A 19,039-nucleotide genomic window follows, 5' to 3' on the forward strand; every position below is an offset into this window, starting at 1 on the left:
GCCTTTTGTTTTTATGCGCTGGCAACAGCGTGTGAATTGTCATCACGGGGAGCCTGTTTTGCAGGCGCTATAACCCAATAGAGGAAATATCATGGCTAAGAAAGTACAAGCCTACGTCAAGCTGCAGGTTGCAGCTGGTATGGCTAACCCGAGCCCACCGGTTGGTCCAGCTCTGGGTCAGCAGGGCGTTAACATCATGGAATTCTGTAAAGCGTTCAACGCGAAGACCGAATCTCTGGAAAAAGGTCTGCCGACTCCTGTTGTTATCACCGTATACAGCGACCGTTCTTTCACCTTCGTTACCAAAACACCTCCGGCTGCCGTACTGCTGAAAAAAGCAGCGGGCATCAAGTCTGGTTCTGGTAAGCCGAACAAAGACAAAGTCGGTAAAGTAACCCGTGCTCAGGTACGTGAAATCGCAGAAACCAAAGCTGCGGACATGACTGGTGCTGACGTAGAAGCGATGACTCGCTCTATCGAAGGTACTGCTCGTTCCATGGGCCTGGTAGTGGAGGACTAAGAAATGGCTAAGCTGACCAAGCGCATGCGCGTGATCCGTGACAAAGTTGATGCGACTAAACAGTATGACATCAACGAAGCTGTTGCTCTGCTGAAAGAACTGGCTACCGCTAAGTTTGTAGAGAGCGTGGACGTTGCTGTTAACCTCGGCATCGATGCTCGTAAATCTGATCAGAACGTACGTGGTGCAACTGTACTGCCGCACGGTACTGGTCGTTCAGTACGCGTTGCCGTATTTACCCAAGGTGCAAACGCTGAAGCTGCTAAAGCAGCTGGCGCTGAGCTGGTAGGTATGGAAGATCTGGCTGACCAGATCAAGAAAGGCGAAATGAACTTTGACGTTGTTATTGCTTCTCCGGATGCAATGCGCGTTGTTGGCCAGCTCGGCCAGGTTCTGGGCCCGCGCGGTCTGATGCCAAACCCGAAAGTGGGTACTGTAACTCCGAACGTTGCTGAAGCAGTTAAAAACGCTAAAGCAGGTCAGGTTCGTTACCGTAACGACAAAAACGGCATCATTCACACCACCATCGGTAAAGTGGACTTCGACGCTGACAAACTGAAAGAAAACCTGGAATCTCTGCTGGTTGCGCTGAAAAAAGCAAAACCTGCTCAGGCGAAAGGCGTGTACATCAAGAAAGTTAGCCTGTCCACCACTATGGGCGCTGGCGTTGCCATCGACCAGGCTGGTCTGAACGCAGCAGCAAACTAATTGCTGCTTGAAACGGGCGAAAAATTCATCTATAATCTTACGCCCGTTGTTCTGGTTGAGTATTCAATTCAGAACCAAGATTCATAGTGAGTGGAAGATAAAGGTTCATCCCTTTGTTATTCAGTCACTAAGGTTGGAGCCAGGCCTTATCCTGGCCTCCGTCCAAGACCGCAGGAGCGCGACATCTTCGGATAAAACGCTTAATCCCCTGCGTAGACGGTGACAGAACCAAAAAGAATTTTTTCTTAACTGGATTCTGCTCACCGTGTAATAGCGCTTTTCGCCTTCGGGTGAATAAGTGAAGTGAGTTCCGGGGAAATCCTTCCCCGGTCAAATCCAGGAGCAAAAGCTAATGGCATTAAATCTTCAAGACAAACAAGCGATTGTTGCTGAAGTCAGCGAAGTAGCCAAAGGCGCGCTGTCAGCGGTTGTTGCGGATTCCCGTGGCGTTACCGTTGATAAAATGACCGAACTGCGTAAAGCAGGTCGTGAAGCTGGCGTTTACATGCGTGTTGTTCGTAACACCCTGCTGCGCCGCGTCGTTGAAGGTACTCCTTTCGAGTGCCTGAAAGACACGTTTGTTGGTCCGACCCTGATTGCATACTCTATGGAACACCCGGGCGCTGCTGCTCGTCTGTTCAAAGAGTTCGCGAAAGCGAATGCAAAATTCGAGGTCAAAGCTGCAGCCTTTGAAGGTGAGCTGATCACGGCGGCCAATATTGACCGTCTGGCGACTCTGCCGACTTACGAAGAAGCACTGGCACGTCTGATGTCGACCATGAAAGAAGCCGCTGCCGGCAAACTGGTCCGCACTCTGGCTGCTGTTCGCGATGCAAAAGAAGCGGCTTAAGGCCCACTCTTTTCCTTCGTACTTTATCGCATAAACTTATACTGATTCTTAGGAACAATTGTTATGTCTATCACTAAAGACCAAATTCTGGAAGCCGTTGCCGCTATGTCCGTAATGGAAGTAGTTGAGCTGGTTTCTGCTATGGAAGAAAAATTCGGTGTTTCTGCTGCTGCTGCTGTAGCTGTTGCTGCTGGCCCGGCTGAAGTTGCTGAAGAGAAAACTGAATTCGACGTGATCCTGAAAGGTGCTGGCGCGAACAAAGTTGCCGTCATCAAAGCAGTACGTACTGCAACTGGTCTGGGCCTGAAAGAAGCCAAAGATCTGGTTGAAGCTACTGGCGTGATCAAAGAAGGCATCAGCAAAGCTGACGCTGCTGCTCTCGAAGCACAGCTGAAAGAAGCTGGCGCAGAAGTTGAAGTTAAGTAAGACAACCCTCGGGTTGCAGTCTGAGTAGTTTCAGGCTGATGGCTGGTGACTTTTTAGTCACCAGCCTTTTTGCGCTACAGGGGAATGATGGCGTTTCGCACTGTTTGTCCATTGTTTCTCTTCAATATCTTTTTCTATCGACGACTTAATATATCGCTTTCCTGTGAGGGTTCCCTGCCTGCGCAACGGCGATGAAATGATTTAAGAGTGATAGAAAGATGTATTGCATGGGGTGCTGCGCATCGCATGAAAAACAAAATAGTGTTGCATGAACTGTCCCTTCAGGACGGACAGAGTGGGTCGACTTGTCAGCTAGCTGAGGAACCCTATGGTTTACTCCTATACCGAGAAAAAACGTATTCGTAAGGATTTTGGTAAACGTCCGCAAGTGCTGGACATACCTTATCTCCTTTCTATCCAGCTTGACTCGTTCCAGAAGTTTATCGAGCAAGATCCAGAAGGTCAGTATGGACTGGAAGCTGCATTCCGTTCCGTATTCCCGATCGCGAGCTACAGCGGCAACTCAGAGTTGCAGTATGTCAGCTATCGCTTGGGCGAACCTGTCTTTGACGTAAAAGAATGTCAGATCCGTGGCGTGACTTTCTCTGCACCGCTGCGCGTCAAACTGCGTCTGGTGATCTACGAGCGCGAAGCGCCGGAAGGCACCGTCAAAGACATTAAAGAACAAGAAGTTTACATGGGCGAAATTCCGCTCATGACCGAAAACGGTACCTTTGTAATCAATGGTACTGAGCGTGTTATCGTTTCTCAGCTGCATCGTAGTCCTGGCGTTTTCTTTGACAGCGATAAGGGTAAAACGCACTCTTCCGGTAAAGTGCTGTATAACGCACGCATCATCCCTTACCGCGGTTCATGGCTCGACTTCGAGTTTGACCCGAAAGACAACCTGTTCGTCCGTATTGACCGTCGCCGTAAGCTGCCGGCCAGTATCATCCTGCGCGCGCTGCATTACACCACGGAGCAGATTCTGGATCTGTTCTTCGAAAAAGTGGTGTTCGAAATCCGCGACAACAAATTGCAGATGGAACTGGTGCCTGAGCGCCTGCGTGGTGAAACCGCCTCCTTCGATATCGAAGCCAACGGCAACGTCTACGTAGAGAAAGGTCGTCGCATCACTGCTCGCCACATCCGCCAGCTGGAAAAAGACAATATCCAGCATATCGAAGTACCGGTTGAATACATTGCCGGTAAAGTGGTGGCTAAAGATTACATCGACACCAATACCGGTGAGTTGATCGTTGCAGCGAACATGGAGCTGTCACTGGATCTGCTGGCTAAACTGAGCCAGTCCGGTCACAAGCGCATTGAAACGCTGTTCACCAACGATCTGGATCACGGTCCGTACATTTCTGAGACACTGCGTGTTGACCCAACCAATGATCGCCTGAGCGCGCTGGTTGAGATCTATCGCATGATGCGTCCTGGTGAGCCGCCGACGCGTGAAGCGGCAGAAAACCTGTTCGAGAACCTGTTCTTCTCTGAAGATCGTTACGATCTTTCTGCGGTTGGCCGCATGAAGTTCAACCGTTCTCTGCTGCGTGACGAGATCGAAGGTTCCGGTATCCTGAGCAAAGACGACATCATCGAAGTGATGAAGAAGCTCATCGATATCCGTAACGGTAAAGGCGAAGTGGACGATATCGACCACCTCGGCAACCGTCGTATCCGTTCTGTTGGCGAAATGGCAGAAAACCAGTTCCGTGTTGGTCTGGTGCGTGTAGAGCGTGCGGTGAAAGAGCGTCTGTCTCTGGGCGACCTCGATACCCTGATGCCTCAGGATATGATCAACGCTAAGCCGATTTCCGCTGCCGTTAAAGAGTTCTTCGGTTCCAGCCAGCTGTCTCAGTTTATGGACCAGAACAACCCGCTGTCTGAGATCACGCATAAGCGTCGTATTTCAGCCCTCGGCCCAGGCGGTCTGACCCGTGAACGCGCTGGCTTCGAAGTGCGTGACGTACACCCGACTCACTATGGTCGCGTATGTCCAATCGAAACGCCGGAAGGTCCGAACATCGGTCTGATCAACTCGTTGTCCGTGTACGCACAGACTAACGAATATGGCTTCCTGGAAACGCCGTACCGTCGCGTTGTTGACGGTAAAGTGAGTGACGAGATCCATTACCTCTCTGCAATTGAAGAGGGTAACTTCGTTATTGCTCAGGCGAACACCAACCTGGCCGAAGACGGTTCATTCGTTGACGATCTGGTTACCTGTCGTAGCAAAGGCGAATCAAGCCTGTTCAGCCGCGACCAGGTTGACTATATGGACGTTTCGACCCAGCAGGTTGTTTCTGTTGGTGCGTCACTGATCCCGTTCCTGGAACACGATGACGCCAACCGTGCATTGATGGGTGCAAACATGCAACGTCAGGCGGTTCCGACTCTGCGTGCTGATAAGCCGCTGGTTGGTACCGGTATGGAGCGTGCTGTAGCGGTTGACTCCGGTGTAACTGCCGTAGCCAAACGTGGCGGTATCATCCAGTACGTTGATGCTTCACGTATCGTGATCAAGGTTAACGAAGATGAGATGTATCCGGGCGAAGCCGGCATCGACATCTACAACCTGACCAAATACACCCGTTCGAACCAGAACACCTGCATCAACCAGATGCCGTGTGTGTCTCTGGGCGAACCGATCGAGCGCGGCGACGTGCTGGCTGATGGCCCGTCTACCGACCTCGGTGAACTGGCGCTGGGTCAGAACATGCGCGTAGCGTTCATGCCGTGGAACGGCTACAACTTCGAAGACTCCATCCTCGTATCTGAGCGTGTTGTCCAGGAAGACCGTTTCACCACCATCCATATTCAGGAACTGGCTTGCGTGTCTCGTGACACCAAACTGGGGCCAGAAGAGATCACCGCTGACATCCCGAACGTGGGTGAAGCTGCGCTCTCCAAACTGGATGAATCCGGTATCGTTTACATCGGTGCTGAAGTGACCGGCGGCGACATTCTGGTTGGTAAGGTAACGCCGAAAGGTGAAACCCAGCTGACGCCGGAAGAGAAACTGCTGCGTGCGATCTTCGGTGAAAAAGCGTCTGACGTGAAAGATTCGTCACTGCGCGTGCCGAACGGCGTTTCCGGTACGGTTATCGACGTACAGGTCTTTACCCGCGATGGCGTGGAAAAAGACAAACGTGCGCTGGAAATCGAAGAGATGCAGCTGAAGCAGGCCAAGAAAGACCTGTCTGAAGAACTGCAGATCCTCGAAGCTGGCCTGTTTGGTCGTATCCAGGCGGTACTGATCTCGGGTGGTGTTGAGGCTGAGAAGCTGGACAAGCTGCCGCGTGAGCGCTGGCTGGAGCTGGGCCTGACCGACGAAGAGAAGCAGAACGCGCTGGAACAGCTGGCTGAACAGTATGACGAGCTGAAGCATGAGTTTGAGAAGAAACTCGAAGCGAAGCGTCGCAAGATCACCCAGGGCGATGATCTGGCACCGGGCGTGCTGAAAATCGTTAAGGTGTATCTGGCCGTTAAACGTCAGATCCAGCCTGGTGACAAGATGGCAGGTCGTCACGGTAACAAAGGTGTTATCTCCAAGATCAACCCGATCGAAGATATGCCTTACGACGAAAACGGCACGCCGGTTGACATCGTACTGAACCCGCTGGGCGTACCGTCACGTATGAACATCGGTCAGATCCTGGAAACCCACCTGGGTATGGCGGCGAAAGGTATTGGTGAGAAGATCAATGCCATGCTGAAGAAGCAGGAAGAAGTCGCCAAACTGCGTGAGTTTATCCAGCGTGCTTACGATCTGGGCACTGACGTGCGTCAGAAAGTTGACCTGAACACCTTCAGCGACGACGAAGTGCTGCGTCTGGCAGAGAACCTGAAAAAAGGTATGCCGATTGCGACTCCGGTGTTTGATGGTGCGAAAGAGAGCGAAATCAAAGAGCTGTTGCAGCTCGGCGGCCTGCCTTCTTCCGGTCAGATCACTCTGTTCGACGGCCGTACCGGTGAGCAGTTTGAGCGTCAGGTAACCGTAGGTTACATGTACATGCTGAAACTGAACCACCTGGTCGATGACAAGATGCACGCCCGTTCCACCGGTTCTTACAGCCTGGTTACTCAGCAGCCGCTGGGTGGTAAAGCACAGTTCGGTGGTCAGCGCTTCGGTGAGATGGAAGTGTGGGCACTGGAAGCATACGGTGCCGCCTATACCCTGCAGGAAATGTTGACCGTTAAGTCTGATGACGTGAACGGCCGTACGAAGATGTATAAAAACATCGTCGATGGCAACCATCAGATGGAACCGGGCATGCCGGAATCCTTCAACGTACTGTTGAAAGAGATTCGCTCGCTGGGTATCAACATCGAGCTGGAAGACGAGTAAGCACTCGCATTTGTACTGGTTATGGGATGTTCGGCTGGGGTCGAACATCCCTGAGAGTCTCACTCCGACGGGAGCTAATCCGTGAAAGACTTACTTAAGTTTCTGAAAGCGCAAACTAAAACCGAAGAGTTTGATGCGATCAAAATTGCTCTGGCTTCGCCAGACATGATCCGTTCCTGGTCTTTTGGTGAAGTTAAAAAGCCTGAAACCATTAACTACCGTACCTTCAAGCCGGAGCGTGACGGTCTTTTCTGTGCCCGTATTTTCGGACCGGTAAAAGATTATGAGTGCCTGTGCGGTAAGTACAAGCGCCTGAAACACCGTGGCGTGATTTGTGAGAAGTGTGGCGTTGAAGTCACGCAGACCAAAGTGCGTCGTGAGCGTATGGGCCATATCGAACTGGCTTCGCCGACTGCACACATTTGGTTCCTGAAATCACTGCCGTCCCGTATCGGTTTGCTGCTGGATATGCCGCTGCGTGACATCGAGCGCGTGCTGTACTTCGAATCCTATGTGGTTGTCGAAGGTGGCATGACCAACCTCGAAAAACGTCAGATCCTGACTGAAGAGCAGTACCTCGACGCGCTGGAAGAGTTCGGTGACGAATTCGACGCGAAGATGGGTGCGGAAGCGATCCAGGCCCTGTTGAAAAACATGGATCTGGAGCAGGAGTGCGAGCAGCTGCGTGAAGAGCTGAACGAAACCAACTCTGAAACCAAGCGTAAGAAGCTGACCAAGCGTATCAAGCTGCTGGAAGCATTCGTTCAGTCTGGTAACAAACCAGAGTGGATGATCCTGACCGTGCTGCCGGTACTGCCGCCGGATCTGCGTCCGCTGGTTCCGCTGGATGGTGGTCGTTTCGCAACGTCAGATCTGAACGATCTGTATCGTCGCGTGATCAACCGTAACAACCGTCTGAAACGCCTGCTGGATCTGGCTGCGCCGGATATCATCGTACGTAACGAAAAACGTATGTTGCAGGAAGCGGTTGATGCGCTGCTGGATAACGGCCGTCGTGGTCGCGCCATCACTGGCTCCAACAAGCGTCCGCTGAAATCACTGGCAGACATGATCAAAGGTAAGCAGGGTCGTTTCCGTCAGAACCTGCTGGGTAAACGTGTTGACTACTCTGGTCGTTCGGTTATCACCGTAGGTCCATACCTGCGTCTGCATCAGTGCGGTCTGCCGAAGAAAATGGCACTCGAACTGTTCAAACCGTTCATTTACGGCAAGCTGGAACTGCGTGGCCTCGCCACCACCATCAAAGCCGCGAAGAAAATGGTTGAGCGTGAAGAAGCGGTGGTGTGGGACATCCTCGACGAGGTTATCCGTGAGCACCCGGTTCTGCTGAACCGTGCACCGACTCTGCACCGTCTGGGTATCCAGGCGTTTGAACCGGTTCTGATCGAAGGTAAAGCGATCCAGCTGCACCCGCTGGTTTGTGCGGCATATAACGCCGACTTCGATGGTGACCAGATGGCAGTTCACGTACCGCTGACGCTGGAAGCCCAGCTGGAAGCGCGTGCGCTGATGATGTCTACCAATAACATTCTGTCTCCGGCGAACGGCGAGCCAATCATCGTTCCGTCTCAGGACGTTGTTCTGGGTCTGTACTACATGACCCGCGACAAAGTGAACGCCAAAGGCGAAGGCATGGTGCTGACTGGCCCGAAAGAAGCTGAGCGTGTTTACCGCGCTGGCTTGGCCGAGCTGCATGCCCGCGTAAAAGTGCGTATCACCGAGTACAGCAAAAACGAACAAGATGAATTCGTTGCGAAAACCAGCCTGATCGACACCACTATTGGTCGTGCGATCCTGTGGATGATCGTGCCGAAAGGTCTGCCTTACTCCATCGTCAACCAAGCGCTGGGTAAAAAGGCAATCTCCAAAATGCTGAACACCTGTTACCGCATTCTGGGCCTGAAGCCGACCGTTATCTTTGCTGACCAGACCATGTACACCGGCTTTGCTTATGCAGCCCGTTCTGGTGCCTCTGTTGGTATCGACGACATGGTTATCCCGGCGAAGAAAGCTGAGATCATCGCAGAAGCAGAAGCTGAAGTTGCTGAGATCCAGGAGCAGTTCCAGTCTGGTCTGGTAACCGCAGGCGAACGTTACAACAAAGTCATCGATATCTGGGCCGCCGCTAACGAACGCGTTTCCAAAGCGATGATGGATAACCTGCAAACTGAAACTGTGATCAACCGTCACGGCGAAGAAGAGAAGCAGGTTTCCTTTAACAGCATCTACATGATGGCCGACTCCGGTGCGCGTGGTTCTGCGGCACAGATTCGTCAGCTGGCAGGTATGCGTGGTCTGATGGCGAAGCCGGATGGCTCCATCATTGAAACGCCGATCACCGCGAACTTCCGTGAAGGTCTGAACGTACTCCAGTACTTCATCTCAACCCACGGTGCGCGTAAAGGTCTGGCGGATACCGCACTGAAAACCGCGAACTCCGGTTACCTGACCCGTCGTCTGGTTGACGTGGCACAGGACCTGGTGGTGACCGAGGACGATTGTGGCACCTTCGAAGGTATCATGATGACCCCGGTTATCGAGGGTGGCGATGTTAAAGAGCCTCTGCGTGAGCGTGTACTGGGTCGTGTGACCGCAGAAGACGTGCTCAAGCCGGGCACCGCAGACATTCTGATCCCGCGTAACACCCTGCTTGATGAGCACTGGTGTGATGTGGTTGAGCAGAACTCTGTTGACGCCATCAAAGTGCGTTCAGTTGTAAGCTGTGAAACCGACTTCGGTGTGTGTGCACACTGCTACGGTCGCGATCTGGCGCGTGGTCACATCATCAACAAAGGTGAGGCCATCGGCGTTATCGCAGCACAGTCCATCGGTGAGCCGGGTACTCAGCTGACGATGCGTACGTTCCACATCGGTGGTGCGGCATCGCGTGCGGCTGCTGAATCCAGCATTCAGGTGAAGAACAAAGGTACTATCAAGCTGAGCAACGCGAAAACCGTTACCAACTCCTCCGGGAAGCTGGTGATCGTTTCTCGTAACGTTGAGCTGAAAATGATCGACGAGTTCGGTCGTACCAAAGAAAGCTATAAAGTGCCTTACGGTGCAGTGATGGCGAAAGGTGATGGTGAGCAGGTCAACGCGGGCGAAACCGTGGCGAACTGGGATCCGCATACCATGCCGGTAATCACTGAAGTGAACGGTTTCATCCGCTTCACCGATATGATCGACGGCCAGACCATTACCCGTCAGACTGACGAGTTAACCGGTCTGTCATCACTGGTTATCCTTGACTCTGCTGAGCGTACTTCAGGTGGTAAAGACCTGCGTCCGGCACTGAAAATCGTTGATGCGAATGGCGATGACGTTCTGATCCCGGGCACCGACATGCCGGCTCAGTACTTCCTGCCGGGCAAAGCGATTGTTCAGTTGGAAGATGGCGTGAAGATCAGCGCAGGTGACACCCTGTCGCGTGTTCCGCAGGAATCTGGCGGTACCAAGGACATCACCGGTGGTCTGCCGCGCGTTGCCGACCTGTTCGAAGCGCGTCGTCCGAAAGAGCCAGCAATCCTGGCGGAGATCAGCGGTATCATCTCCTTCGGTAAAGAGACCAAAGGTAAGCGTCGCCTGGTAATCACCCCGGTTGATGGCAGCGATCCGTACGAAGAGATGATTCCGAAATGGCGTCAGCTCAACGTATTTGAAGGTGAGCGCGTTGAACGTGGTGACGTCGTATCTGACGGCCCAGAATCTCCGCATGACATTCTGCGTCTGCGTGGCGTTCATGCTGTTACCCGTTACATCACTAACGAAGTGCAGGAAGTTTACCGTCTGCAAGGCGTTAAGATTAACGATAAGCACATTGAAGTCATCGTACGTCAGATGCTGCGTAAAGCGACCATCGTCAGCGCCGGAAGCACCGACTTCCTGGAAGGTGAGCAGGCTGAAGTGTCTCGCATCAAGATCTCTAACCGTGATCTGGAAGCGAACGGCAAGTTGGGTGCCACCTACATGCGTGACCTGCTAGGTATCACCAAAGCGTCTCTGGCAACCGAGTCGTTCATCTCTGCTGCATCGTTCCAGGAGACCACGCGTGTCCTGACCGAAGCTGCGGTTGCAGGCAAGCGCGACGAACTGCGCGGTCTGAAAGAGAACGTTATCGTGGGTCGTTTGATCCCGGCCGGTACCGGTTACGCTTACCATCAGGATCGTATGCGTCGCCGTCAGGCGGGTGAAGCACCGGTTGCACCGCAGGTTACTGCGGATGAAGCCTCTGCAAGCCTGGCTGAACTGCTGAACGCCGGTCTCGGTGGCAGCGACGACGAGTAATCACTCGTCAGTTAGCCAATAAAAAACCCTGCTTCGGCAGGGTTTTTTTTCATCTGTATTCTCAGCTTCTGCGGTCGATATCGCCGCGCGTCAGCCCAATATCCCGTAACTGGGTATCGCTGAGGTGCGACAATATGCGTCGGGTCTGCCGACGTAAATGCCAGGATTTCACCAACTGCCGCACCGCGCGGAAGATATCCAGTAAGGTGATGTTGAAGGGTTTTGCCGCCCGGTTTTGATCGAATTCCATAATCCTGCCCTCGGTATGATGTCTGAGAAGCATTGTCCGTTTTCCACCCATCCCAATACAGATTCAATAAACACATTTATTAAACATACAGATTGCGCTGTGACCGATCTGAATGGTAAAAATTAATCCAATCTGTACTGGTTTTTTCCTGTTGGAAATCATGTGAGGCATACGATGACGCGTTACCAGCATCTGGCGGGCTTGCTCTCAGACCGCATCGAGCAAGGGTTATATCGCAGTGGAGAGCGCTTGCCATCGGTGCGTACGCTCAGCATTGAACATGGTGTGAGTATCAGCACTGTCCAGCAGGCTTACCATTTGCTGGAGGAGAAGCAGCTGATCGTGCCGCAGCCTCGCTCCGGCTATTTTGTGGCGACACGTAAAGCCACGCCGCCTGTTCCTGCCATCACCCGTCCCGCTCAACGCCCGGTGGAGATCACCCAGTGGGAATCGGTGCTGGAGCTGCTCAGCAGTCGCATCGAAGGGGACGTGATCCAACTGGGCAGTGGCATCCCGGATCTGACGCAGCCAACGCTGAAACCGCTGTGGAAAATCCAGAGTCGTATGGCGCAGAAGCAGGATATCAACCTGCTGAGTTACGACACCCTGTTGGGCCTGACATCGTTGCGGGAACAAATCGCACGCCTGACGATTGATAGCGGTTGCCAGCTTAGCGCTGACGACATTGTGGTGACCACCGGTTGCCACGAAGCATTGTCGGTTTCTATCCGCGCCGTTTGTCAGCCAGGGGATATCATTGCGGTGGAATCACCCACGTTCCACGGCACCATGCAAACCCTACGCGGTTTTGGTATTCGCGCCATTGAGATCCCGACCGACTCGGTGACGGGTATCAGCCTTGAAGCGCTGGAGCTGGCGTTCGAGCAGTGGCCCATTAAAGCGGTGGTGGTGGTACCTAACTGTAATAATCCGTTGGGTTTTATCATGCCGGAAGCGCGTAAACGGGCGCTGCTGACGCTGGCACAACGCTTCGACGCCGCCATCATCGAAGATGATGTGTATGGAGAGCTGGCGTGGGAGTATCCGCGCCCCATCAGTATTAAGTCGCTGGATATGGATGGGCGAGTGCTGCTGTGCAGCTCGTTTTCCAAAACGCTCTCGCCTGGCCTGCGTGTCGGCTGGGTTGCACCGGGGCGTTATCGCGAACGGGTGCTGCACATGAAATATATCGGCACCGGCTCTTCCGCGACCATGACGCAGCATGTGGTGGCGGAGTTTATTCGTCTGGGTCATTACGGGCCGCACTTGCGGCGTATGCGCCAGGTTTATCAACGCAATTACGAGACTTTTAGCTGCTGGGTACGCCACTATTTCCCGTGTGGTATTTGTGTGTCACGCCCACAGGGTAGCTTTCTGATGTGGATCGAACTGCCGGAAGCCTTCGACGCGGTGCGCCTCAACACGGAACTCCGCGCCTCGAAGATTCAGGTGGCGGTGGGCTCGCTGTTTTCCGCATCGGGTAAGTATCGCAACTGCCTGCGTCTCAACTATGCGCTGCCGATTACCGATGCCACCGAACAGGCGATTGCGCTGGTGGGTGCTGCGATTGAACGCGCGATGTTGGTCTGCGCCTGATCGGTAGCGGCGCGATTTATCACGCAATTTAGTGCGCAATAAATCGCGTCGTCAGCCGTGTTTTACGCCGTGACGGTGGGTTCCGTCAGCGCCAGCAGCTCCCGCGTGGCCGCCAGCCAGTCGGGTGCCTGAGTGATGGCGCTAACCACCGCGATGCTACCCACGCCGGTCGCCAGCACCTCTGGCGCGCGCGCCAACGAAATACCGCCAATGGCTACCGTTGAAATGCCTTCCAGCCGCGCCAGATGACGTGTTAACTCTGCAATGCCTTGCGGTTCTGATGGCATCTCTTTAGTTTGTGTCGGGAAAATATGCCCCAGCGCGATATATGAGGGGCGCAGCGCCAGCGCCCGATCCAGTTCGGCATCATCATGGGTGGATAAGCCGAGGCGCAAGCCCGCCTGACGAATCGCCTCCAGATCGGCCACATCCAGATCTTCCTGGCCGAGATGCACGCCATAGGCGTTGTAGCGAATCGCCAGGCGCCAGTAATCATTGATAAACAGGCGGGCGCGATATTGTTTGCCGAGTGCGATAGCCTCCCGCACCGCCTCTTCCACTTCATGATCTTCGCAATCTTTAATACGCAGCTGAATGGTGCGTACTCCCGCTTCCAGCAAACGGGCAATCCACTCAACGCTATCGACAACCGGGTAAAGCCCTAAACGTGGGGCGGTACTGGGGAAGGCGGCGGTCATACATTTTCCTCTTTCAGGGCATCGGCGGCATGATAAAGCTCACCGCCACGGCTACGGAAGGCATCTGACATCTGCGCCATCCCGATTTCAATCGGCTGGGCTTCCGCCTGCTGACGGGCGGCAAAGTCACGCACTTCCTGGGTGATTTTCATGGAGCAGAATTTCGGGCCGCACATGGAACAAAAATGTGCCACTTTGCCCGACTCCTGCGGCAGTGTCTCATCGTGATAAGCGCGCGCGGTATGTGGGTCGAGCGCCAGATTGAACTGGTCCTCCCAGCGAAACTCAAAACGCGCTTTCGACATGGCGTTATCGCGAATCTGGGCGCCAGGATGGCCCTTCGCCAGATCGGCGGCATGAGCGGCGATTTTATAAGTGATCAATCCCTGTTTCACATCTTCCTTATTCGGCAAACCCAGATGTTCTTTCGGGGTGACGTAGCACAGCATCGCACAGCCGAACCAGCCAATCATCGCGGCACCGATGCCAGAAGTGAAATGATCGTAGCCGGGGGCGATATCGGTGGTCAGTGGGCCGAGGGTATAGAACGGGGCTTCGTGACAATGTTCCAGTTGTTCGGTCATATTGCGGCGAATCATCTGCATCGGCACATGCCCCGGACCTTCGATCATCACCTGCACATCATATTCCCAGGCGATTTTGGTCAGCTCACCCAGCGTATGTAGCTCGGCAAACTGCGCTTCATCGTTGGCATCCTGAATCGAACCCGGACGCAGTCCATCACCCAGCGACAGAGCAACATCATAGGCAGCACAGATTTCGCAAATCTCACGGAAGTGCAGATACAGGAAACTCTCCTGATGGTGCGACAAACACCACTTCGCCATAATTGAACCGCCACGCGAAACGATGCCGGTCAGACGTTTCGCCGTCATCGGCACATAACGCAGCAGCACGCCGGCGTGGATGGTGAAGTAGTCAACGCCTTGTTCGGCTTGCTCCAGCAAGGTGTCGCGGAAGATTTCCCAATTCAGATCTTCCGCGATGCCGTTTACCTTCTCCAGTGCCTGATAAATCGGTACGGTGCCAATCGGCACCGGGCTGTTACGCAAAATCCACTCGCGTGTTTCATGGATATAACGGCCGGTCGAGAGATCCATCACCGTGTCAGCCCCCCAGCGTGTTGACCACACCAGCTTCTCCACTTCCTCTTCAATTGAGGAGCTGACCGCCGAGTTGCCGATGTTGGCATTCACTTTGACCAGAAAATTGCGGCCAATGATCATCGGCTCAGATTCAGGGTGGTTAATGTTGGATGGGATGATGGCTCGCCCTGCGGCGACTTCCTGACGCACGAACTCGGCGGTGATATTTTCCGGCAGATGTGCACCAAAGCTATGACCAGGATGTTGTTGTAGCAACACTTCACCACGGATGCGTTCGCGCCCCATGTTTTCACGTAGTGCAATAAACTCCATTTCCGGGGTAATGACGCCCTGACGCGCATAATGCAACTGGGTAACACGGCGGCCTGCTTTGGCACGTCGCGGTTGGGGCAGATGTTCAAAACGCAGGTGATCCAGCCCCTCATCTGCCAGGCGTTGCTGTGTATAGCTGGAGCTGAGCTGGTCGATGGTTTCACTGTCGCCGCGTTCCGCGATCCAGTTGGCGCGCAGTTTGCTCAACCCCTGATGAACATCAATCGACGCATGCGGATCGCCGTAAGCCCCGGCCGTGTCATACACCGGCACCGGTTCGTTGGCTTCGTATTGCGGATTATCTTTACTGCCGCCGGTCAGGGTCGGGCTAAGCTGAATCTCACGCATCGGTACGCGAATATCATCACGACTGCCGGTGAGCCAGATACGTTTAGAATTGGGGAAGGCAGTGCCCTGGAGGGAATCAATAAATTCCTGCGCCTGGGCGCGTTGTTCACGACGAGAAGTTTTTACAACAGACATAGCAAGTTTCCTGTAAATGATGGAAGTTGCTTGTCCGGAGTCCGGAAGGAGTAACAGAAACGGCGCGCGCACCGGCTGTGATATTTACTCTTGTTCCCTTCGCAGGTACTAACCTGATCAGGTTCCGCGGATCCCGAATTAACGGTCTCAGCCCAAAATGGGCACTCCGACAAGAAAATATTTACGGTGTTAAACCGTAAAATAAAAAAGCCCTCGTAGCATAGAAGGGCTTTTTACGAATAACAAGTCTTTTACAAATGCGGTCGGCTAAGCAGGGCGGGCGATGATGCTTTCATTCGCTACCGGCGTATGCGCCAGCTGATTGTCCCATGCCAGATGCACCAGCTTATCTTCCAGCGTAAAACGCGACTCCAGCACTTCACCCACTTCAGACAGCGCCTGCTGGAAGGTGACGCAGTTGTCATCGGTGATGGCCTGTTGCAGATGGCCGTCATACAGTTGCATCATCCGTTCGGTATTGGCTTCCAGTGACGGGTAGATTTGCGCGGCGGCGATCATCGGGCTGTCACCTTGCATCTCACTGATAATATGTTCATAAATGCTGAAATGGCCGGCGGAGAGATAATCCACCAGGTTATGACAAAAGGCATCCAGCGCCTGTTCGTCCAGGGCACTCAACGCATCTTTTTTGGGCTTCATGCCAACCAACTGGTAGTAAGTCACAAGTAGCTGACGACGCGCGTGTAGCCATGAATCGACCAATTCGTTACCGCGGCCTACACGCTCGGTCAGGTCATCTAACTGAGTAAGCATACAAGGCTCCATGTGGGTTATAGTGGTTCATTCTGCGAATAGACGCTAAGGATGACGATTTAAATGCAACGTGAGATCTCAAGCGTAGACGCTGGCTGGTGGATTGTCAGCCATGAACAAAAACTTTGGCTGCCACAGGGTGAGCTGCCGCACGGGACGGCGGAACAATTCGATCTGGCGGGCAGCAGCGGCATGGTGATTGGCGAATGGCAGGGTGAAAACGTCTGGCTGGTGCGTGAATCACGTTCTGACAATATGGGCTCAGTACGCCAGTTGATCGACGAAGATGTTGGCCTGTTCCAGCTTGCCGGGCGTGGCGTGCAACTGGCGGAATTCTTTCGTTCGCATCGCTGGTGCGGCTATTGCGGCCACGAAATGCATTTGAGCAAACGTGAGTTTGCTTGCCTGTGCGGTCACTGCCGTGAACGCTATTATCCGCAAATCGCGCCCTGCATCATCGTGGCGATTCGGCGCGGAGATGAGATCCTGCTGGCGAACCACGCAAAGCATCGTAACAACGTCTACACCGTACTGGCCGGTTTTGTTGAAGTGGGAGAAACTCTCGAACAGGCGGTGGCGCGTGAGGTGATGGAAGAGAGCAATGTACGGGTGAAAAACGTACGTTACGTCACCTCACAACCCTGGCCATTCCCCCATTCGCTGATGATGGCCTATATGGCGGAATACGATGGCGGGGAGCTACAGCATGACGGCAAAGAACTGCTGGATGCCGGCTGGTTCCGCTACGATGCGTTACCTTTATTACCGCCGCCGGGTACCGTCGCGCGACGTCTGATTGAAGATACCGTTGCCCACTGTCGCGCCAGCGCGCTGTGAAAATGCTACACTGGCGCCCTGTCAGTGAGAGAGCCAATTATGAGTGAACTGAAGAACGATCGTTATCTGCGCGCCCTGTTACGTCAGCCGGTGGATGTCACCCCGGTTTGGATGATGCGACAAGCCGGGCGTTATCTGCCGGAATATAAAGCCACACGCGCCGAGGCCGGTGACTTTATGTCGCTGTGTAAAAATGCTGAGCTGGCCTGTGAAGTCACGCTGCAACCGCTGCGTCGCTATGCGCTGGATGCGGCAATCCTCTTCAGCGATATCCTCACCATCCCGGATGCCATGGGATTGGGCCTGTACTTTGAAACCGGTGAAGGCCCCCGTTTCTCTCACCCGATTACCAGCCGCGCTGACGTCGACAAACTGCCGGTACCTGACCCGGAGCAGGAGTTGGGTTATGTGATGAATGCGGTGCGCACCATTCGCCATAACCTGAAAGGCGAAGTGCCGCTGATCGGTTTCTCCGGAAGCCCGTGGACGCTGGCGACCTATATGGTTGAAGGGGGTAGCAGCAAGGCCTTCACCAAAATCAAAAAGATGATGTACGCCGAGCCACAAACGCTGCATGCGTTGCTGGATAAGCTGGCCGACAGCGTGATCCTCTATCTGAACGCGCAGATCAAAGCCGGTGCGCAGTCGATCATGGTGTTCGACACCTGGGGCGGCGTGCTGACCGGACGTGATTATCGCGAGTTCTCGCTTTACTACATGCACAAAATCGTTGATAGCGTGCTGCATGAGAACGAAGGTCGCCGTGTGCCGATCACCCTGTTCACCAAAGGTGGCGGGCAATGGCTGGAAGCGATCGCGGAAACTGGCTGTGATGCGCTGGGCCTGGACTGGAGCACCGATATTGCCGATGCCCGTCGTCGCGTCGGCCACAAAGTGGCGTTGCAGGGCAATATGGACCCGTCAATGCTCTACGCCCCACCGGCCCGTATCGAGCAGGAAGTGGCTGGCATCCTTGAAGGGTTTGGCAAGGGTGAAGGCCACGTCTTCAATCTGGGCCACGGTATCCATCAGGATGTACCGCCAGAGCATGCTGGTGCCTTTGTCGAGGCGGTGCATCGTTTGTCACGTCCTTATCATCAGGGCTAGCGATGGATTTAGCGGCGCTACGCACGGAACAGCAACAGCGCGCAGCTGACGTGGTGCGGCAGGACGATTTTGAGGTGCTGCCGCACCGTTTGATTGCCGGTGCCGATGTCGGGTTTGAACAGGGCGGGGAAGTGACGCGCGCCGCGCTGGTGATTCTTGAGTACCCCTCGTTGCAACTGGTGGAGCATCAGATTGCCCGCATCAGCACCACCATGCCCTATATCCCCGGTTTTTTATCATTCCGCGAAGTGCCTGCTCTGGTGGCTGCCTGGCAACAACTCCAGCATCAACCGGACCTGTTATTTGTCGATGGGCATGGCATCTCGCATCCGCGTCGGCTCGGTGTGGCGGCGCATTTTGGCTTGCTGGTGGATGTACCGACCATTGGTGTGGCAAAGCGGCGCCTGTGTGGCCAGTTTGATACGCTGGATGAAGCGCCGGGCAGCCGTCAGCCGTTGCTGGATAAAGGCGAGCAGTTGGGTTGGGTGTGGCGCAGCAAGGCGCGCTGCAACCCACTTTTTATCTCCACCGGCCATCGTGTCAGTACCGACAGTGCATTGCAGTGGGTGGAAAATTGCATGGCGGGTTATCGCCTGCCTGAGCCAACACGCTGGGCCGATGCGGTAGCATCTGGTCGTCCGGCCTTTCTGCGCAGGCAAAATGCGCGTTAACGCTGTTTGCGCGCGGCT

At 54.2% G+C, this 19,039-nt stretch carries 14 protein-coding genes and 1 riboswitch; of the genes, 10 read left to right on the top strand and 4 right to left on the bottom strand.

Annotated features, from left to right (window positions below):
- Nucleotides 1-91 precede the first annotated feature (91 nt).
- The 6 genes from rplK to rpoC all read left to right on the top strand — a co-directional run bounded on the left by rplK (nucleotide 92) and on the right by rpoC (nucleotide 11,166).
- Nucleotides 92-520, top strand: coding sequence for a 50S ribosomal protein L11 (gene rplK / locus AC6I8R_RS01225; protein WP_013507401.1), 429 nt, complete (start codon nucleotides 92-94; stop codon nucleotides 518-520).
- 3 nt (nucleotides 521-523) lie between these two features.
- On the top strand, nucleotides 524-1,228 hold the full coding sequence (gene rplA / locus AC6I8R_RS01230; RefSeq protein WP_013507402.1) for a 50S ribosomal protein L1: 705 nt from the start codon (nucleotides 524-526) through the stop codon (nucleotides 1,226-1,228).
- A 352-nt stretch (nucleotides 1,229-1,580) separates the two neighbouring features.
- Entirely contained in the window at nucleotides 1,581-2,078 is a 498-nt protein-coding gene (rplJ, locus tag AC6I8R_RS01235; RefSeq protein ID WP_084871753.1) for a 50S ribosomal protein L10, read from the top strand.
- A 63-nt stretch (nucleotides 2,079-2,141) separates the two neighbouring features.
- Nucleotides 2,142-2,504: a 50S ribosomal protein L7/L12 gene (gene rplL / locus AC6I8R_RS01240; protein ID WP_497831819.1), complete on the top strand. Its 363-nt coding sequence runs from the start codon at nucleotides 2,142-2,144 to the stop codon at nucleotides 2,502-2,504.
- 328 nt (nucleotides 2,505-2,832) lie between these two features.
- Complete coding sequence (gene rpoB, locus AC6I8R_RS01245; RefSeq protein ID WP_021186424.1) at nucleotides 2,833-6,861, top strand: DNA-directed RNA polymerase subunit beta; 4,029 nt, start codon at nucleotides 2,833-2,835, stop codon at nucleotides 6,859-6,861.
- An 81-nt stretch (nucleotides 6,862-6,942) separates the two neighbouring features.
- On the top strand, nucleotides 6,943-11,166 hold the full coding sequence (gene rpoC, locus AC6I8R_RS01250; protein WP_021186423.1) for a DNA-directed RNA polymerase subunit beta': 4,224 nt from the start codon (nucleotides 6,943-6,945) through the stop codon (nucleotides 11,164-11,166).
- Nucleotides 11,167-11,227: 61 nt separating this feature from the next.
- Here the strand turns inward: rpoC and AC6I8R_RS01255 are convergent, their stop codons facing one another.
- Nucleotides 11,228-11,416, bottom strand: coding sequence for a DUF1127 domain-containing protein (locus AC6I8R_RS01255; RefSeq protein WP_415174830.1), 189 nt, complete (start codon nucleotides 11,414-11,416; stop codon nucleotides 11,228-11,230).
- A gap of 174 nt (nucleotides 11,417-11,590) precedes the next feature.
- Here AC6I8R_RS01255 and AC6I8R_RS01260 point away from each other — a divergent pair, with 174 nt between their 5' ends.
- Entirely contained in the window at nucleotides 11,591-13,012 is a 1,422-nt protein-coding gene (locus tag AC6I8R_RS01260) for an aminotransferase-like domain-containing protein (RefSeq protein ID WP_021186421.1), read from the top strand.
- A 62-nt stretch (nucleotides 13,013-13,074) separates the two neighbouring features.
- On the opposite strand, the gene thiE is transcribed toward AC6I8R_RS01260, so the two are convergent.
- From thiE to AC6I8R_RS01275, 3 genes are all read right to left on the bottom strand, one after another.
- Nucleotides 13,075-13,710: a thiamine phosphate synthase gene (gene thiE / locus AC6I8R_RS01265; protein WP_497829886.1), complete on the bottom strand. Its 636-nt coding sequence runs from the start codon at nucleotides 13,708-13,710 to the stop codon at nucleotides 13,075-13,077.
- On the bottom strand, nucleotides 13,707-15,632 hold the full coding sequence (gene thiC, locus AC6I8R_RS01270; RefSeq protein ID WP_497831820.1) for a phosphomethylpyrimidine synthase ThiC: 1,926 nt from the start codon (nucleotides 15,630-15,632) through the stop codon (nucleotides 13,707-13,709). The genes thiE and thiC overlap by 4 nt, the downstream gene beginning before the upstream one ends.
- 77 nt (nucleotides 15,633-15,709) lie before the next feature.
- Nucleotides 15,710-15,811, bottom strand: a riboswitch (TPP riboswitch).
- A gap of 88 nt (nucleotides 15,812-15,899) precedes the next feature.
- The gene (locus AC6I8R_RS01275) at nucleotides 15,900-16,406 is read right to left on the bottom strand and encodes an Rsd/AlgQ family anti-sigma factor (RefSeq protein WP_021186418.1); all 507 of its coding nucleotides are present in this window, start codon (nucleotides 16,404-16,406) and stop codon (nucleotides 15,900-15,902) included.
- 63 nt (nucleotides 16,407-16,469) lie between these two features.
- Here AC6I8R_RS01275 and nudC point away from each other — a divergent pair, with 63 nt between their 5' ends.
- From nudC to nfi, 3 genes are read left to right on the top strand one after another with little or no spacing between them, the layout of a single operon-like run.
- A complete protein-coding gene (gene nudC / locus AC6I8R_RS01280; protein ID WP_021186417.1) occupies nucleotides 16,470-17,243 on the top strand; it encodes an NAD(+) diphosphatase in 774 nt (257 codons plus the stop codon).
- Nucleotides 17,244-17,282: 39 nt separating this feature from the next.
- The gene (hemE, locus tag AC6I8R_RS01285; protein ID WP_021186416.1) at nucleotides 17,283-18,350 is read left to right on the top strand and encodes a uroporphyrinogen decarboxylase; all 1,068 of its coding nucleotides are present in this window, start codon (nucleotides 17,283-17,285) and stop codon (nucleotides 18,348-18,350) included.
- Nucleotides 18,351-18,352: 2 nt separating this feature from the next.
- A complete protein-coding gene (nfi, locus tag AC6I8R_RS01290; RefSeq protein WP_497831821.1) occupies nucleotides 18,353-19,021 on the top strand; it encodes a deoxyribonuclease V in 669 nt (222 codons plus the stop codon).
- The last annotated feature ends 18 nt before the right edge of the window (nucleotides 19,022-19,039 follow it).

The sequence above is a fragment of the Pantoea sp. X-Soil-OKNW-713 genome (assembly GCF_059730685.1).

Excerpts from the sequence above, each read along its gene's own strand:
- rplK (WP_013507401.1), top strand. The coding sequence starts at position 92 with ATGGCTAAGAAAGTACAAGCCTACGTCAAGCTGCAGGTTGCAGCTGGT.
- rplA (WP_013507402.1), top strand. The coding sequence starts at position 524 with ATGGCTAAGCTGACCAAGCGCATGCGCGTGATCCGTGACAAAGTTGAT.
- rplJ (WP_084871753.1), top strand. The coding sequence starts at position 1,581 with ATGGCATTAAATCTTCAAGACAAACAAGCGATTGTTGCTGAAGTCAGC.
- rplL (WP_497831819.1), top strand. The coding sequence starts at position 2,142 with ATGTCTATCACTAAAGACCAAATTCTGGAAGCCGTTGCCGCTATGTCC.
- rpoB (WP_021186424.1), top strand. The coding sequence starts at position 2,833 with ATGGTTTACTCCTATACCGAGAAAAAACGTATTCGTAAGGATTTTGGT.
- AC6I8R_RS01255 (WP_415174830.1), bottom strand. The coding sequence starts at position 11,416 with ATGGAATTCGATCAAAACCGGGCGGCAAAACCCTTCAACATCACCTTA.
- AC6I8R_RS01260 (WP_021186421.1), top strand. The coding sequence starts at position 11,591 with ATGACGCGTTACCAGCATCTGGCGGGCTTGCTCTCAGACCGCATCGAG.
- thiE (WP_497829886.1), bottom strand. The coding sequence starts at position 13,710 with ATGACCGCCGCCTTCCCCAGTACCGCCCCACGTTTAGGGCTTTACCCG.
- thiC (WP_497831820.1), bottom strand. The coding sequence starts at position 15,632 with ATGTCTGTTGTAAAAACTTCTCGTCGTGAACAACGCGCCCAGGCGCAG.
- AC6I8R_RS01275 (WP_021186418.1), bottom strand. The coding sequence starts at position 16,406 with ATGCTTACTCAGTTAGATGACCTGACCGAGCGTGTAGGCCGCGGTAAC.
- nudC (WP_021186417.1), top strand. The coding sequence starts at position 16,470 with ATGCAACGTGAGATCTCAAGCGTAGACGCTGGCTGGTGGATTGTCAGC.
- hemE (WP_021186416.1), top strand. The coding sequence starts at position 17,283 with ATGAGTGAACTGAAGAACGATCGTTATCTGCGCGCCCTGTTACGTCAG.
- nfi (WP_497831821.1), top strand. The coding sequence starts at position 18,353 with ATGGATTTAGCGGCGCTACGCACGGAACAGCAACAGCGCGCAGCTGAC.